The 16,589-nt window shown below is 47.0% G+C and carries 17 protein-coding genes; 9 read left to right on the top strand and 8 right to left on the bottom strand.

Annotation, left to right across the window (positions count from 1 at the left end):
- Nucleotides 1–11 precede the first annotated feature (11 nt).
- Nucleotides 12–278, top strand: coding sequence for a 30S ribosomal protein S20 (gene rpsT, locus GQ359_RS08315; protein ID WP_015421893.1), 267 nt, complete (start codon nucleotides 12–14; stop codon nucleotides 276–278).
- A gap of 75 nt (nucleotides 279–353) precedes the next feature.
- Here the strand turns inward: rpsT and GQ359_RS08310 are convergent, their stop codons facing one another.
- On the bottom strand, nucleotides 354–668 hold the full coding sequence (locus GQ359_RS08310; RefSeq protein WP_215386616.1) for a DUF3579 domain-containing protein: 315 nt from the start codon (nucleotides 666–668) through the stop codon (nucleotides 354–356).
- A 153-nt stretch (nucleotides 669–821) separates the two neighbouring features.
- Between GQ359_RS08310 and argF the strand changes: the two genes are divergently transcribed.
- The 3 genes from argF to GQ359_RS08295 are packed head-to-tail and all read left to right on the top strand — an operon-like array spanning nucleotide 822 to nucleotide 3,409.
- Nucleotides 822–1,769 carry an ornithine carbamoyltransferase gene (argF, locus tag GQ359_RS08305; RefSeq protein ID WP_215387946.1) on the top strand — a complete coding sequence of 316 codons (948 nt, stop codon included), beginning with the start codon at nucleotides 822–824 and terminating at the stop codon, nucleotides 1,767–1,769.
- A gap of 58 nt (nucleotides 1,770–1,827) precedes the next feature.
- A complete protein-coding gene (locus GQ359_RS08300; RefSeq protein WP_215386614.1) occupies nucleotides 1,828–3,057 on the top strand; it encodes an argininosuccinate synthase in 1,230 nt (409 codons plus the stop codon).
- A 46-nt stretch (nucleotides 3,058–3,103) separates the two neighbouring features.
- A complete protein-coding gene (locus tag GQ359_RS08295; protein WP_215308360.1) occupies nucleotides 3,104–3,409 on the top strand; it encodes a pyrimidine/purine nucleoside phosphorylase in 306 nt (101 codons plus the stop codon).
- A 99-nt stretch (nucleotides 3,410–3,508) separates the two neighbouring features.
- On the opposite strand, the gene GQ359_RS08290 is transcribed toward GQ359_RS08295, so the two are convergent.
- The gene (locus GQ359_RS08290) at nucleotides 3,509–3,964 is read right to left on the bottom strand and encodes a DUF192 domain-containing protein (protein WP_215386611.1); all 456 of its coding nucleotides are present in this window, start codon (nucleotides 3,962–3,964) and stop codon (nucleotides 3,509–3,511) included.
- Nucleotides 3,965–4,088: 124 nt separating this feature from the next.
- Nucleotides 4,089–4,292: a cold-shock protein gene (locus tag GQ359_RS08285; protein ID WP_011903586.1), complete on the bottom strand. Its 204-nt coding sequence runs from the start codon at nucleotides 4,290–4,292 to the stop codon at nucleotides 4,089–4,091.
- A 276-nt stretch (nucleotides 4,293–4,568) separates the two neighbouring features.
- On the opposite strand from GQ359_RS08285, the gene clpS reads away from it, so the two are divergent.
- The 3 genes from clpS to GQ359_RS08270 all read left to right on the top strand — a co-directional run bounded on the left by clpS (nucleotide 4,569) and on the right by GQ359_RS08270 (nucleotide 8,249).
- A complete protein-coding gene (gene clpS, locus GQ359_RS08280) occupies nucleotides 4,569–4,925 on the top strand; it encodes an ATP-dependent Clp protease adapter ClpS (RefSeq protein ID WP_251367963.1) in 357 nt (118 codons plus the stop codon).
- Nucleotides 4,922–7,228 (top strand): ATP-dependent Clp protease ATP-binding subunit ClpA, encoded by a 2,307-nt coding sequence (gene clpA, locus GQ359_RS08275; protein ID WP_215386609.1) that lies wholly within the window; start codon nucleotides 4,922–4,924, stop codon nucleotides 7,226–7,228. The genes clpS and clpA overlap by 4 nt, the downstream gene beginning before the upstream one ends.
- A gap of 289 nt (nucleotides 7,229–7,517) precedes the next feature.
- Entirely contained in the window at nucleotides 7,518–8,249 is a 732-nt protein-coding gene (locus GQ359_RS08270) for a hypothetical protein (protein WP_215386607.1), read from the top strand.
- 28 nt (nucleotides 8,250–8,277) lie between these two features.
- Here the strand turns inward: GQ359_RS08270 and dut are convergent, their stop codons facing one another.
- From dut to GQ359_RS08245, 5 genes are read right to left on the bottom strand one after another with little or no spacing between them, the layout of a single operon-like run.
- Nucleotides 8,278–8,727 (bottom strand): dUTP diphosphatase, encoded by a 450-nt coding sequence (dut, locus tag GQ359_RS08265; protein ID WP_215386605.1) that lies wholly within the window; start codon nucleotides 8,725–8,727, stop codon nucleotides 8,278–8,280.
- Between the two features lie 34 nt (nucleotides 8,728–8,761).
- Complete coding sequence (coaBC, locus tag GQ359_RS08260) at nucleotides 8,762–9,973, bottom strand: bifunctional phosphopantothenoylcysteine decarboxylase/phosphopantothenate--cysteine ligase CoaBC (RefSeq protein ID WP_215386603.1); 1,212 nt, start codon at nucleotides 9,971–9,973, stop codon at nucleotides 8,762–8,764.
- A 9-nt stretch (nucleotides 9,974–9,982) separates the two neighbouring features.
- Nucleotides 9,983–10,477, bottom strand: coding sequence for a signal peptidase II (lspA, locus tag GQ359_RS08255; protein ID WP_215386602.1), 495 nt, complete (start codon nucleotides 10,475–10,477; stop codon nucleotides 9,983–9,985).
- Nucleotides 10,478–10,503: 26 nt separating this feature from the next.
- Entirely contained in the window at nucleotides 10,504–13,383 is a 2,880-nt protein-coding gene (gene ileS / locus GQ359_RS08250) for an isoleucine--tRNA ligase (protein WP_371822471.1), read from the bottom strand.
- Nucleotides 13,358–14,308: a bifunctional riboflavin kinase/FAD synthetase gene (locus tag GQ359_RS08245; protein WP_215386599.1), complete on the bottom strand. Its 951-nt coding sequence runs from the start codon at nucleotides 14,306–14,308 to the stop codon at nucleotides 13,358–13,360. The genes ileS and GQ359_RS08245 overlap by 26 nt, the downstream gene beginning before the upstream one ends.
- Before the next feature lie 51 nt (nucleotides 14,309–14,359).
- On the opposite strand from GQ359_RS08245, the gene purN reads away from it, so the two are divergent.
- A complete protein-coding gene (gene purN, locus GQ359_RS08240; RefSeq protein ID WP_215386597.1) occupies nucleotides 14,360–14,989 on the top strand; it encodes a phosphoribosylglycinamide formyltransferase in 630 nt (209 codons plus the stop codon).
- Nucleotides 14,986–16,587: an RsmB/NOP family class I SAM-dependent RNA methyltransferase gene (locus tag GQ359_RS08235; RefSeq protein ID WP_215386596.1), complete on the top strand. Its 1,602-nt coding sequence runs from the start codon at nucleotides 14,986–14,988 to the stop codon at nucleotides 16,585–16,587. Before purN ends, GQ359_RS08235 begins: the two co-directional genes overlap by 4 nt.
- Nucleotides 16,588–16,589 lie beyond the last annotated feature (2 nt).

Raw genomic sequence — 16,589 nt, 5'->3', positions numbered from 1 at the left:
AAGGTTTAAAGATGGCCAATACCGCACAAGCGCGTAAACGCGCACGGCAGGCAGTAAAACAGAATGAGCACAACTCCAGTTTGCGTTCAAAGCTTCGCACTTCCATCAAGGCAGTTCGTAAAGCAATTGAAACTGGCGACAAGGCTGCCGCAGCTAAAGTGTTCGCAGCAACTCAATCAACAATTGACAAGATTGCTGATAAAAAGATTGCTCACAAAAATACTGCATCTCGTCAGAAGTCACGTTTGTCTGCAGCTATTAAGGCAATGGCAGCGTAAGACTTTTATAGTTTTAGGCAGGCTCTAGAGTAATCGGGGTCTAAGCCCGCTCCTTATCAGAGCGGGTTTTTGTTTTTAGGACTGGGATTGTGAGTTCGGTTCGAATTCACAGGCCTCTTCGATTGGCAGGCTGTTGTCTTTGGCAAAGTTCATGACAAAGTCGAGCGCTCTTGGATCAAGGTCTCTCAGTCTGGTATCGATAACAACGCATTTCACTTTTGCAATAACTACTGGTCTGACATAGGGCGAGTAAGTGAAGCGGGGGTCGCCAGAATCGCCTGGCGGGCGAAAAGTAGCCATCACCCCGCAAAGACGTTCGGCCCAGTCGCTGGGACGAAAAGGTTTGCCAGAAGTTGTAATGCCTTGAATGAAAAGCTTTTTGTGGTTCAAGTTGGCGTAGAAATCGTTGTAAGGAATCAGTGTTACTCAGCCCTCTAGCTTAACAGTCTGTGAAGGCCTTAAGATGACTTTAGGAACTATTTTCGTGCAGTTCGGTGCTCCAAACAAAAAATGCAAGCTAAAACTTTAGTGGAAAGCTCAACAATGACATCTTTGGCAAAGCCTCAAGTGCCTGGCCAGGTTAAGCATTACTTGCAGTTTGCTGACCTGACACGCGAAGAATATGACTATCTCCTCAAGCGCTCTGCTTGGCTTAAGACCAAGTTCAAAAGTTATGAGACTTGGCATCCTCTGCACGATCGTACTCTTGCGATGATCTTTGAGAAGCACTCGACCCGCACTCGCCTTTCTTTTGAGGCTGGCATACACCAGCTTGGCGGGCATGCGGTATACCTCAATACCCGAGATACGCAGTTGGGTCGTGGCGAGCCTGTAGAGGATGCTGCACAGGTGATTTCGAGGATGACCGACATCATCATGATTCGCACCTTTGGCCAAGAGATTATTGAGCGCTTTGCTGCCAATTCTCGCGTGCCAGTGATCAATGGCCTCACTAATGAATACCATCCCTGCCAAGTGTTGGCAGATATCTTTACTTTCGTTGAGGCTCGCGGCCCAATCCAAGGCAAAACTGTAGCTTGGGTAGGTGATGCCAACAATATGGCCTATACCTGGATACAGGCAGCCGAGTGTTTAGATTTCCAAATTCGCTTCTCTGCACCAGGCGGCTATCAGCTTGATGAGTCTAGATTGACAGCTAAAGCGAAGCAACACTTGACTATTTGCGCTGATCCAAAAGATGCCTGCAAGGATGCTGACTTGGTGACTACCGATGTATGGACCAGCATGGGTTATGAGGATGAGAACACCTCACGCATGAGCGCTTTCAAGGACTGGATGGTGGATGAAGAGTTAATGTCTTTGGCTAAGCCAGATGCCTTGTTCATGCATTGCTTGCCAGCCCATCGTGGTGAAGAGGTTTCAGCCGAAGTGATTGATGGCCCGCAAAGTATTGTTTGGGAAGAGGCTGAAAATCGTCTGCATGTTCAAAAGGCCTTGATGGAGTATTTACTCTGCGGTCGTTTGGATTAATTTTTGGAAGCAATTTGTTTTGGTTGGTTATTAGTTCATTTTTAATTGAAAAGAAATCATGTCTGATATTAAAAAAGTAGTTCTAGCGTATTCCGGCGGTCTTGACACTAGCGTGATCTTGAAATGGCTTCAAGATACTTATCAATGCGAGATCGTTACTTTCACGGCCGATTTAGGTCAGGGTGAGGAGCTTGAGCCAGCGCGCGCTAAAGCTCTGCAGTTTGGTATCAAGCCAGAAAATATTTTTATCGATGACTTGCGCGAAGAGTTTGTGCGTGACTTTGTATTCCCGATGTTTCGTGCCAATACGATTTACGAAGGCGAATATCTTTTGGGTACTTCCATCGCGCGTCCATTAATCGCTAAGCGTCAAATTGAAATTGCTCGCCAAACTGGCGCTGATTCTGTATCGCATGGTGCTACCGGAAAAGGTAATGACCAAGTTCGTTTTGAGTTGGGTTACTACGCGCTTGAACCAGGAATTAAAGTCATTGCTCCTTGGCGTGAGTGGGATCTGCTCTCTCGTGAAAAATTGATGGCTTATGCAGAAAAGCATGGCATTCCAGTTGAGATGAAGCACAAGCAAGGTGGTTCCCCATACTCTATGGATGCCAACTTATTGCATATTAGTTACGAAGGTCGTCATCTCGAGAACCCCAATGCTGAGGCAGAAGAATCCATGTGGCGCTGGACGGTCTCTCCTGAGAAGGCTCCAGATACCCCAGAAATCATTGAAATTGAATTCCGCGCTGGTGATCCAGTGGCAATCAATGGCAAGGCATATAAGCCACATGAGTTGTTAGCTGAGCTCAATCGCATTGGTGGCATGCATGGCATTGGCCGCCTTGACTTAGTTGAGAACCGCTTTGTAGGTATGAAGAGCCGCGGCTGCTATGAAACTCCTGGTGGCACTATTTTGTTAAAAGCACACCGCGGTATTGAGAGTATTACTTTGGATCGTGAAGTGGCTCACCTCAAAGATGATTTGATGCCACGTTACGCCAGTTTGATTTACAACGGTTTATGGTGGGCGCCTGAACGTCTGGCTCTGCAAACATTGATCGATCATACACAGCAGATGGTTAATGGCGTTGTGCGTTTGAAGTTGTATAAGGGATCCGTCTCTGTGATCTCGCGTGATTCGGTAAATACCTTGTTCGATCAAACTATCGCCACTTTTGATGATGACGGTGGTGCATACAACCAAGCCGATGCTGGTGGATTCATCAAGCTCAATGCTTTGCGTATGCGAATTGCTGAAACGGCAAGACGTAAGCGTGCTAAATAATTCCGATAAATAACTAACTAGTAAATTCAGATTAGAAAGAATAAAGATGCAATTTGATCAAGTTTCCGTAGGTAAGAAAGCCAATGTATTTTTTGATGGTAAGTGCGTATCTCATACTGTGACTTTGCCTAATGGCGTTCGTAAGTCTGTGGGCGTAGTGTTGCCAAGCACTTTGCGTTTTGACCTGAGTACTAAAGAAGTCATGGAAGTGGTTGATGGAAATGCCTTTGTCAGCATCAACGGCGCTCCTGAAGTCGAATTCAAGGCCGGACAAAGCTGGGAAGTGGAGAAGGGTGGATATTTCATTATCCGCGCCGAGTCCCCAGTGCACTATGTTTGCCACTTTGAATAAGTAAGCGAGTAAGCGAGTAAGCGGGAGGCGCTCCTCTTGCAAACAATAAAAAACGCAGACTGAGGTCTGCGTTTTTTATTGACCCCCGACTGAATGTCCCTATCTCTTGGGTAAGCCTTGAATAACAGTGCCCGGCACGATGACTCTCTCAGAGAACCATTGTTTATTCATCTCTAATGCATAACGAACGGCTGATTTAGGGCAGTGGTTGTTGGTAGTCTCAGCTTGCATCTCTTCGATGTTCACAATCTTGCCATCATCAGCAATAAAGGCGATGGATAGTGGGATCTTGGTGTTACTCATCCAGAAGCAATGCCCTGCTTTTTGCTCAAATATAAACAGCATTCCAGAATTAGTAGGCATGCTGGTGCGATTCATGAGTCCAATTTCACGTGCTTTAGAGGTATCTGCCAGCTCTGCCTGAATACGATAGATGCCGACCTTCAGCTCAACGGTTGGCAGGCCGCTATTAACTTGCGCGAACGCAGCTGCAGCAAAGATGCTAGACGCTGTGACCAGTAGAGTAAGAAATTTTTTGATTGTGGATTGGAGCATGGCGTTCTGAGTGATCCGTTGGTGTGAGCTTAATTCTAAGTCAGGGTGTAGGCTGGGCATGAAAATTCAGGCGAAAAAAAACCCAGGAACACGTCCTGGGTTTTTAATAATGATCTAAAGCAGATTAAGCTGCTTGGATATTAGTAGCTTGTTTGCCTTTAGGACCTTGGGTAATGTCAAACGTTACCTTTTGGTTTTCCTTGAGGGTTTTGAACCCAGGCATTGTGATTGCGCTGAAATGCGCAAACAACTCTTCTTCACCATCATCAGGTTTGATAAAGCCAAAACCTTTTGCATCATTGAACCACTTAACAATTCCGGTCGCCATGCGAACTCCATTACATAAACTTAAAACAACCGTGATGAGGGTGAATACTTTTTAATCAGTCTCGCTCTACAACACGCCTAAATAGGACTTCAAATAAAGCCTACCCCCTGATTGTTTGCCCTTTATGGTGGGGTGTCAAGGGGTTGGGTCAAGATAGTTACTGCTAAAGACCCCTTTTTTTATCGAAAAATGCCCCAATATGGGGTTAAGAGGCCATTCTTGATGGTTTTTTTGCAACAAAGCCCTCAAATCCAAGTTTTTATATCTGTGTTTAGAATGTTTCACATGAGTCGCACAACGAAAAATCCCACGGTTGGCAATCCAAACAACCCTTACATTGAAGACACTATTCTTCTCGAAAAGCAGGCCGAGAAATTAAAGGCGCCTTCGATGTATAAAGTTCTACTATTGAATGACGATTACACGCCAATGGAATTTGTGGTGATGGTCATTCAGGAGTATTTTAATAAAGATCATGAGACAGCTACACGGATCATGTTGCAGGTTCATTTAGTTGGTAAAGGCATTTGCGGTGTATTCACACGCGATGTTGCAGCAACAAAAGTGCATCAAGTTATCGAGCTATCCCGCGAAGCGGGTCACCCACTACAGTGCACTATGGAGGAAGCATGATTGCCCAGGAACTAGAAGTCAGTTTGCACATGGCATTTGTTGATGCGCGAGCTTCAAGACATGAATTTATTACGGTCGAGCATTTGCTTGCCGCTTTGTTAGACAATGCTACGGCAGTCGAGGTTTTAAAAGCCTGCGCTGTCAATATTGCTGAGCTGCGTGCGCAACTCAAAAACTTTATTAATGACAACACACCAGTTGTCCCTGGTAACGATGAAGTTGATACACAGCCAACCTTAGGTTTTCAGCGCGTGATTCAGCGCGCCATCATGCATGTGCAATCCACATCAAGCGGCAAAAAAGAAGTGACTGGCGCAAACGTATTGGTTGCTATCTTTGGCGAAAAAGATTCGCATGCGGTCTATTTCTTGCAGCAACAAGGCGTGACTCGCTTGGATGTAGTGAACTTTATTAGCCACGGTGTACGCAAGGATCAAACTGAGCAGGTGAAGCCTGCTGAATCTACTCAGGAGACCGAAGATGCATCCTCTGGCGGTAAAGAGAGTCCGCTGGAGCAATACACTCAGAACCTTAATCTAATGGCCAAGCAGGGCAAGATTGATCCGCTTATTGGTCGAGAGAGTGAAGTTGAGCGCGTGATTCAGGTGCTGTGCCGTCGTCGTAAAAATAATCCGCTCTTAGTAGGTGAGGCTGGCGTAGGTAAGACTGCGATTGCTGAAGGCCTGGCCTGGAGAATTGTGAAAGGCGATGTGCCTGAAATCTTGGCTGATGCCACAGTCTATTCATTAGACATGGGTGCACTTTTGGCTGGCACTAAATACCGTGGTGATTTTGAGCAACGCTTGAAGAGTGTCTTGAAGTCTTTAAAAGACAGTGCACATGGTGTTTTATTTATCGATGAGATTCATACTCTGATTGGTGCTGGTGCAGCCTCAGGCGGTACATTAGATGCGAGTAATTTATTAAAGCCTGCTTTATCAAATGGCCAGCTGAAGTGTATCGGCGCAACTACCTTTACTGAATATCGTGGCATTTTCGAAAAAGATGCCGCGCTGTCACGTCGTTTTCAGAAGGTGGATGTAGTTGAGCCAACCGTGGATCAGACTGTACAAATCTTGCGCGGTCTCAAATCTCGTTTTGAAGAGCACCATGGCGTTAAATACGCTTCCGCTGCTTTAGTGGCTGCTGCTGAGCTATCTTCACGTTATATCAATGATCGGCATTTGCCAGATAAGGCAATTGATGTAATTGATGAAGCAGGTGCAGCGCAGCGCATTTTGCCTAAGTCTAAGCAGAAGAAAACGATTGGTCGCCCAGAGATTGAAGAGATTGTTGCAAAGATCGCACGTATACCGCCACAGTCTGTGACGGTAGATGATCGTAGCAAGTTACAAACACTGGATCGCGATATTAAGAGTGTGGTGTTTGGTCAGGATCCTGCAATTGAGGCATTGGCTAGCGCTATTAAGATGACTCGTGCAGGCCTTGGCAAGATTGATAGACCGATTGGCTCATTCTTGTTCTCTGGTCCAACTGGTGTTGGTAAGACTGAGGTTGCTAAGCAGCTTGCCTACATACTCGGGATTGAGCTTTTGCGTTTTGATATGTCAGAGTATATGGAGCGTCATGCAGTTAGCCGCTTAATCGGTGCGCCTCCTGGATATGTTGGCTTTGATCAAGGCGGCTTGCTGACTGAGGCCGTAAATAAAAAGCCACATTGCGTACTCTTGCTTGATGAAATTGAAAAAGCTCACCCAGATATTTTCAATATCCTTTTGCAGGTCATGGATCACGGCACCCTTACGGATAACAACGGCCGCAAGACCGACTTCCGTAATGTCATCATTATCATGACCACCAATGCTGGTGCGGAAGCGATGCAGAAGTCTACTATCGGCTTTACCAATGCCCGTGAGTCTGGTGATGAGATGGCGGATATCAAGAAGTTCTTCACGCCTGAGTTCCGTAACCGTCTAGATGCGATTGTTTCCTTCAAGGCGCTCGATGAGACCATCATCATGCGAGTTGTTGATAAGTTCTTAATGCAGCTTGAAGAGCAATTGCATGAGAAGAAAGTGGATGCAAGCTTTAGTCCAGCATTGCGTGCGCATCTGGCTAAGCATGGTTTTGACCCGCTTATGGGCGCAAGACCTATGCAGCGCATTATTCAAGATACTGTTCGCAAAGCCTTGGCTGATGAATTGCTGTTTGGAAAATTGGCGCAGGGCGGTCATGTGGACGTCGACATTGATACTGATGGCAAAGTCCAACTTCAGTTTGATGCCCCCGTGATTCCAGGTAAGCGACCTAAGGCAGATGTAGCTCCAGTTGAGGAGATTTAATTCAATTTAAATTTGCTGACATATTTTGCAATCGAGTAAAGGCTACCTAAAGGGTGGCCTTTACTTTTATATAAATACCTTAATAATTTACATGACTATCTAAATAGCCATCATTCAGACGAATGGAGACTTATTATCCGCACGCTATATCTATTACTGATTTTTGCGAGTATCTTAGGGTTACCTCGAGGTTGATAACTGTTACAGCCTCGGGTCTTTCAACCTCACGTAACAGTCGTCCTCTCTAGCGAATTAGAGTAGGCTTCACTCCTCTCAGAAAAAATTTTATATGTTTAAAAAACTTGCAATGGCAAGTTTAATTGCGCTTGTATGTAGCAAACCTCATGCTCAGATAAATATCGATACATCAGCCACGACTACAGGTGGTGCCATCACTAGCAGTCCTCTTAGTAATTCTGTTTCCACTGTCGGAGACGTTATAACTGGCCCATCGAGCTCAAGCGTTGGAGACCTTACTACTGGTTCATCAAGCTCAACATCTCTTGGCGGATCAGTGGGCAACACCTCTACAGGAGACTCTAGTTCTCAGGGAAATATTTCAGGAAACACCACTATTTCATCTACCTATGCAACTCCCAAGATTCCGGTTGCTACTGCATTTTCTCCAGCGAATCATCCTACTGCACCTTGCATGGGATCTACATCAATTGGGGGTTCTGCAGTTTTATTTGGGTTTAGTGGGGGCTCGTCTTGGGAGTCAACAGAGTGCATGACATTTGAGGCAGCGAGATCATTTGATCAGGTTGGGATGCATGAAGATGCCTTAGCGATTAAATGCACTAGCAAATATTCTGCGGCTGCCCCAAGTTGTATTCGTTTGCATGAGGAGCAAGAAGCGGGATTGAAGAAAACTCAAGTCCTTCAGCATGAAAAACCGCATGAGGAAATTCCGGCATCCAATATATTGGGTGCCTATACAGAAACGATCGATCCGGTTACTGGGTATAAAACTATTATTGATACTCGCAGATCGCTTAGGCGTCCCGTTATCAGTCGATGATTTCAGGCGGTAAAAATACCTTGCACTACTATGATCTACCAGTACTCCCAAAACCACCTGCACCGCGACTACTCTCGGTAAATTCTTCTACTACTTTGAGTTGAACTTGTTGTACTGGCATCACCACTAACTGAGCAAGACGCTCCATAGGCTCGAGCTTGAATGTTGTAGATCCGCGATTCCAGGTGCTGACCATCAGTTGGCCTTGGTAGTCTGAATCAATTAGTCCCACGAGGTTCCCCAGTACGATGCCATGTTTATGGCCTAGACCAGAGCGCGGGAGGATGAATGCCGCATAGCGTGGATCTTCTACATAAATAGCTAAACCTGTTGGGATGAGAACGGTTTGTCCTGGAGCGATTTCAATGGTTTCATCAATGCAGGCGCGCAGATCCAGGCCTGCGCTACCTGGCGTGCCATAGCTTGGCAACTGGTCGCGCATACGTTCATCGAGAATTTTGACTTGAAGTTCTTGCATACAATTTCCTAAAGCAGGGTATTGGTTTGGGGAATTAAATTTTCTTAGCAACTAGTGCAATGAGTTGGCGTGCTAGCTGAAGCTTTTCAGCTTTAGCAATTTTTTTGTTGGTATTTTTTTCAACAATGAGTAATTCATTGAGATCGCTACCAAAAGTATCTGGGCCAATATTGCCCACGATCATCGGAATACCTTTGCGCTGCAGTTTTTCTTGTGCATGCTTTAAGAGGTCTGTAGATTCAGCGGCAAAGCCAACACAGTAAGGGCATGACTTGCCACCTTTAGTTTTCACTGTCTTTGCAACATCCGCCAGAATATCTGGATTGGCAATAAATTCTAGGTTTGGTGCTTGTTTGCCTTGGCGCTTTATTTTCTCTTTGGCGGGCTTTGCAATACCCCAATCAGCAACGGCAGAAACAGCAAAGAAAATATCGCAGCCTGCAGATTGCATGGTGGCTGCGTGCATTTCTTTAGCGCTAACTACATTCGTGCGCGTAATTTTTCCAGTCGCAGCCAGTGGTGTATCTAGCTCGCAAGGACCGGCTATCAGGTGAACTTCCGCACCAGCCTCTACAGCAGCGCGAGCGATTGCAAACCCCATCTTGCCAGAGCTACGATTGGTAATGCCGCGTACGGGATCGATTGCTTCAAAGGTCGGTCCAGCAGTAATTAAAACTCTCTTGCCTAACAAGGGTTTCTTTTGGAAGAAGGCAATTAATTGCTCAGTAATTTCTGCAGGTTCGAGCATGCGACCAAAGCCAACTTCGCCACATGCCTGAAAGCCACTTGCAGGGCCGAGTAATGTGACACTGTCTTTAACCAGTCGTTCAGCGCTTCTTTGGGTTGCGGCATGTTCCCACATTTGTTTGTTCATGGCAGGAGCCAGCAACAGTGGGCAATCTCTTGCTAGGCAAAGAGTGGTGAGTAAATCATCAGCCAGACCAAGGGATAGTTTGGCCATCAGATCTGCACTTGCCGGCGCAATCAAAATCGCATCTGCAGCTCTAGAAAGTTCAATGTGGGCCATATTGTTGGCAATGCTGCTATCCCATTGGCTGGTGTAAACCGGATTGCCTGTGAGTGCTTGCATAGTGACTGGCGTCACAAATTGTTGGGCAGCTTGGGTCATTACCACTTGGACGCTGGCACCTTCTTGCATCAACTGACGTGCCAGCTCTGCAGACTTATAGGCTGCAATACCACCAGAAATGCCGAGTACGATTTTCTTATTTAAAAGTGATTGCATGGGACCAGCTTAATGGGATTGAGGCTTTTTGCCAAATGACTTGCTAAGCTCGCCCCAAATAATGAGGCCAGCACCAATGCAAATGGCACTATCGGCAATATTGAAAGCAGGCCAATGCCAATTGGCGTAATGTAAATCTATAAAGTCGACTACAGCGCCATACAAGATGCGATCCAAGACATTGCCAAGTGCACCCCCCAGAATGAGGCTGAGAGCCCAGCAGAGCATCTTGTCACTCAGACTCTTGCGTAGCAGCCAAAGGATGTAAGCCGAAGCTGCTAAGCCAAGGACCGTAAAGAACCAGCGCTGCCATCCTGAGCTCTGAGCCAAAAAAGAAAACGCTGCTCCCGGATTGAATAGCAACAACCAGTTCATAAATGGCAGGACGGGTTCAGGTACACCTAATTGAAGATTGCTTAAGGCAGACCATTTACTCAGTTGGTCTAGCAATAGCGTAATACTTGCAATCGCTAGATAACGAAGAAAGGATAGGTTTGCGCTCATGGCGTGGTGTTATGAATGCCGATTGTTTATGCAAACAAGCGTGCTTCACCATCCCCAAAAAGATTGCTGATGCATCTACCGCACAATTCTGGATGCTCTGCATTGGCGCCAACATCGGCAGTGTGATGCCAGCAGCGCCCACACTTTTTATATTGACTGCCTCTCACCAGGACTTCGAGACCGCCATTACTCAATTCAATATTGGCACTAGAGGTAATGGTGACAAAGCGCAAGTCATCTTCAAGAGAATGCAAAATTGCAAAATCGATATCACCCACTTTAATGGTGAGCTCTGCTTGCAGAGATGAGCCTACATTGCCAGCCTCACGTTCAATCTCAATAGCCTTCGTTACCTCAGAGCGAATTTCGCGAATGCGTTCCCACTTTGCAAGTAGCTCAGTTGCGTGGTCGATTTCTGGGAAGGTGCCGAACTCTTCCATGAAGATGGATTCGCTGAGTTTCTCATTTGCACCATGCGGAAATGATGACCACGCTTCCTCGGCGGTAAAGGATAGGAATGGAGCCAACCACTTTAAAAGATTGCGAGTGATGTGAAACAGTGCGTTTTGTGCAGCACGACGCTCTTTAGAGTCTGGAGCGCTGGTATATAAGCGATCTTTAAGAATATCTAAGTAGAAGCCACCTAAATCTTCTGAGCAGAAAGTCAGCATGCGAGCTACAGCGGGCTGGAACTCATAAGCTTTGTAGTGAGCCTGTACTTCATTTTGTAATTGATTGGCAAGTGCAACGGCATAGCGGTCAATCTCAAGCCACTCACTTTCAGGCATGCTGTGCTTTGATGGGTCAAAGTCAGATAGGTTGGCCAGTAAGAATCGCAATGTATTGCGGATACGACGATAGCTTTCCACCACACGTTTCAGAATCTCATCCGAGATCGTCATCTCGCCGGAGTAATCGGTAGACGCTACCCACAAACGAATAATCTCTGCACCCAACTTATCGGCAACTTGCTGCGGGGCAATCACATTACCCACAGACTTACTCATCTTGCGACCTTGGCCATCTACGGTAAAGCCATGGGTTAGAAGTGCTTTGTATGGCGGCTTGCCATCGAGCATGGCGCCAGTAAGCAGGGATGAGTGGAACCAACCACGGTGTTGGTCTGAACCCTCAAGATATAAGTCGGCTAAACGACCATCGGTACTTTCGGCTTCAGGGCGATAGAGTTCATCACGGTGTGAGCCGCGAATAACATGCCAGTGCGTAGTGCCGGAATCAAACCACACATCTAGAGTGTCACGATTCTTCTCATATTGAGCTGCTTCTTCACCAAGCAGTTCGGCCACCTCAAGCTTTTGCCAAGCTTCAATACCTTCTTTTTCAACTCGCTTTGCAATCTCTTCGAGCAATTCAACCGTACGTGGATGTGGCTCACCACTTTCTTTATGAACAAAGAAAGCCATAGGTACGCCCCATTGACGCTGACGTGACAAGGTCCAGTCTGGACGGTTGGCAATCATGCTCTTGAGGCGCTGCTTACCCCAAGCCGGGAAGAACTCAGTATTTTCAATGCCAGTTAATGCTGCCTCGCGCAGACTTGCTTTGCCGTCAGATGGTTTCTTATCCATACTTGCAAACCACTGTGAGGTTGCACGATAAATAATCGGCGACTTGTGACGCCAGCAGTGCATGTAAGAGTGGGTATAGGTTTTATCTCGCAAGAGGCTGCCTGCTTCACGCATGGCTTCGACAATCTTGGGATTGGCTTTCCAAATGTATTCATTAGCAAAGAGTGGCAACCAAGAGGCATACACACCGTTACCCATGACTGGGTTCAAGATATCTTTATCCGCTAATTTATTTGCTTTGCATGATTTAAAGTCTTCCTCACCATAAGCCGGTGCAGAGTGCACAACACCAGTACCGGTATCGAGTGTGACGTATTCAGCTGGGTAGATTGGTGAGAGGCGCTTGTATCCCTCATGCAATGGAGTGAGTGGATGCCAAAACGAGATGTTGGCTAATTGGCTACCTAAACAAGTTGCAATGACTTTACCTTCAAGGCCAAAATCTTCGAGGCAAGTTTGTACGCGATCCTTTGCCAAGATGAGCAGCTTATCGCCTGTATCGACTAAGGCGTAAGTAAGTTCTGGGTGAACATTCAAGGCTTGGTTAGATGGGATGGTCCAAGGTGTTGTGGTCCAAATCACAATCATTCCAGGCTTAGCTGGAATCTCAGGTAGGCCAAACACTTTTGCAAGCTGTGGACGCTGTGCATCATCAAAAGCAAAGCCAACATCTACCGTTGGATCAGTCTTATCTTGGTATTCCACTTCAGCTTCAGCTAGTGCAGAGCCGCAGTCAAAGCACCAGTTCACTGGCTTGAGACCACGGAAGACATAACCCTTTTCCCAGATCTTCCCAAGTGCACGAATTTCATCGGCTTCATTACGGTGGTTCATGGTGAGGTAGGGGTTGTTCCAATCGCCCAGAACACCCAAACGTTCAAAATCTTTTTTCTGCTTATCCACTTGTATCTTGGCGTAAGCACGGGCTTTTGACTGGACTTCAGCCGTAGGTAAATTTTTACCAAACTCTTTTTCAATCTGAATCTCAATCGGCATGCCATGGCAATCCCAGCCTGGGACGTATGCAGAGTCGAAGCCCATTAACCAGCGAGACTTCACGATCATGTCCTTGAGGATCTTATTTACTGCATGACCAATATGAATATCACCGTTTGCATAGGGAGGACCATCATGCAAAATAAATTTTGGTTGATTGGCGTGTGCTGCACGAATCTTTTCGTAGAGTTTATTTTTCTGCCACTGAGCAACCCATTGAGGCTCACGCTTCGGCAGGTCTCCCCGCATTGGGAATGAGGTCTCTAGAAGATTGACGGGGTAAGAGTTTTCTTTTTCAGACATAAGATTTTTTCTGGAAATAATTTCTGGCATGCGCTGCATCAGATGCAATCGCTTTGGTAAGGGTGTCGAGGTCAGAGTACTTCGCCTCATCACGGATTTTTTCTAAGAGTTCAACAGTAATGATTTTTCCGTAAACATCTGCGTTGTAATCAAAGATGTGCGTCTCTAAGAGAACGCGACCTTCATCTTCGACTGTTGGTCTTACACCGAGGCTGGCTACAGCGGGAAGCGGCTTATCTTCAAGACCTAGTACTTGTGCGGTAAAGATGCCTGAGCAGGCAGGCTTGCGATGATGAAGATGGTTAGCAACAGCAAGATTGAGCGTAGGAAAACCTAAGGTACGCCCCAGCTTTTGTCCATGAATGACGTGACCGGAGATGCCGTAAGGCCGCCCTAATAATTTTGTCGCTTGATCCATGTCACCATTGGCTAAGGCATTGCGAAGCGCTGAGCTGGATATGCGCTCACCGTTCTCAAGAACGGTGTGGATGCTCGAAACTTCGAAGCCATATTTTTTGCCAGCAGCTTTGAGACTTGCAAAGTTGCCCGCGCGTTTTGCGCCATAGCAAAAATCATCCCCAATCAAAATCCATTTGGCGTTGAGTTGTTTGATGATGATTTCAGAAACGAACTCTTCTGGAGTTAGTCGAGCAAAAGCTGAATTGAAATGCTCTACAACTACACGGTCAATGCCGATTTCAGCAAAAGCGGCAAGCTTGTCGCGTAAATTTAGGATGCGAGGAGGCGCCTGCTCTGGAGAAAAGAATTCTTTAGGGTGCGGCTCGAAAGTCATCACGCAGCTAACCAGACCACGTTCCTGGGCGCCATCCTTCAGTTGTTTTAGTAGGGCGCGATGACCCCTGTGCACGCCATCGAAATTACCGATGGTTAAGGCACAAGCCGGTCCTGCAGAAAACTGGGTAGGGCCACGGAATACGTTCACTAAATCGCTTTCAGGGTCGCTTTCGGGGTAACCATCAATTATATTGTGGGCATGCCATCTATCGTCACCTTAATCTCAGGCCGCGGATCCAATTTCGAGGCCATCGTCAAAACAGCTCAAAAAGAGCAGTGGCCCGTCACTTTTGCAGGGGTGATCGCTAATCACTCTGCAGCTAAGGGCCTTGATTTTGCTCGCTCCCAAGGCATTCCTGCCTATGCTATTGAGCACAAAGAGCATGCCACGCGCGAGTCCTTTGATGCCGCCCTGATCAAGAAAATCGATGAATTAGGTGCGGATTTGGTCGTTCTAGCGGGTTTTATGCGCATTCTGACCCCGGGCTTTATTCGTCATTTTGAGGGTCGCCTGATCAATATCCACCCTGCCTTGTTGCCAGCCTTCCCAGGTTTGCATACCCACGAGCGGGCTTTGGAGGCTGGCGTAGCCGAACATGGAGCCAGCGTGCACTTTGTAACCGAGGGTGTGGATGAAGGCCCCATCATCTGCCAAGCTTCAGTTCCAGTGCTTCCTGGCGACGATGTAGATAGTTTGGCGGCGCGCGTTTTGGCTGCTGAGCATCAGATTTATCCGCGGGCCGTAAAATGGTTCCTTGATGGACGATTGCGAATAGAAGGTAATCAAGTTCAGGTTCAACCACCGGAGTCGCAATTAATAAAATTATGAGTAAAGAACGTTCATCCCGCGGAGCCGGTACTGGCTCAAAGTCTGGATCCAGATCTGGATCGCGCTTAGGCCCACAAAAGAGTTATGCCGCTAAATCTAAGGATCCATTGCGTCGTCCAGAGCGTCGTAATGCGAGCGGAAACATCATTGCGCCCGAAGGTCAAAAAAACTTTTCTAATGCGAAGGCTTTGCCTCAGCATGCCATTCATTTAGAGCGTCTGCTTCCTGAGTTACTCAATTTTGAGCAACCAGCTGATCGTGTAGTGAGTCGCTATTTCCGCTCTGAACCGCAGCTGGGTAATCGTGATCGCGCCTTAATTGCTGAGAGTGCTTTTGCCATCTTGCGTCGTAAAAATGAGTTCTCACAATTTGCTTCAAGTGGTGAGGGATCACAGGCCAGACGCTTAGCCCTATTGGGTTTGCTGTCAGCTCTGTCTGAAGGTGGTCTTGGTTCTGCTAATCGCGCTGAGAGTGCGATTGCAGACTTAGCCCACGTGCTCAAGACGGGCGAGTACGAGTGGTTGCAGCGCTTTGCGACAGTCGATCCATCAGCACTCAATCCATTGGTTCGTAATAACTTGCCAGAATGGTTGTGGGATGCGTTTGGAAAATATCCCGGCGAAGAATCTCGCGAAGAGTTGGCTAAATCACTCATGCATCCAGCCCTTTTGGATTTGCGTGCAAACACCATGAAAACAACTCGTGAGCAATTGCTTGCTGAGATGAATGCCCTTGGCGGTCGCTATCAAGCAATCCCAACTCCGTATGCTCCTGATGGCGTGCGAATTATGGGTAAGCCCGCTCTGCAAAATACTGTTGGCTTTAAAGCAGGGATGTTTGAGGTTCAAGATGAAGGCAGTCAGTTGCTGGCTTACTTGCTCGCCCCCAAACGCGGTGAGATGGTAGTGGACTTCTGTGCAGGTGCTGGCGGTAAGACTCTAGCGATTGGGGCAATCATGCGATCCACAGGCCGTTTGTACGCCCTGGATACATCTGAGCGCCGCTTGGCTAATTTAAAGCCGCGGCAAGCCCGTAGCGGCCTCTCGAACGTGCATCCTGTCTGGATTGATAGCGAGAATGACACTAAGATCAAGCGCTTAGCCGGCAAGATTGATCGCGTTTTAGTCGACGCCCCTTGCAGTGGCATGGGTACTTTGCGTCGTAACCCAGACCTCAAATGGCGTCAGACCCCAGAGGGGGTGCTGGAGCTCAATCAAAAGCAAATGAATATATTGGCTTCGGCAAGTCGCTTGCTCAAGCCAGGAGGCCGCTTGGTTTATGCAACCTGCAGCCTTTTACCTCAAGAAAACCAGCAAATTGCAGAGGATTTCTTGGCAAAGCACCCCAATTTTGAGCTTGTTCCGGCAGCCGAGGTTCTTAAGCCATTGTTTCCAAAGGATAAAATTCCTTTAGGGTGCAGTCCTGATAACCCTTGGTGGCAGCTTTGGCCCCATATTCACGGTACAGATGGCTTCTTTGGGGCTGTTTTCCAAAAGAAAGCTGCTGCTCCAGTTGAGAAGATTGATCAGGGCGATGAAAAAGGCGGGAAAAAAGAGACTAAGATCAAAACCAAGAAAGTCGCTAAAGAACTAAAATAAGG

This window comes from Polynucleobacter sp. AM-7D1 (assembly GCF_018688455.1).
GTDB lineage: Bacteria > Pseudomonadota > Gammaproteobacteria > Burkholderiales > Burkholderiaceae > Polynucleobacter.
The sequence above is the reverse complement of the archived record's forward strand: the minus strand, read 5'-3'. Positions and strand labels throughout refer to the sequence as shown.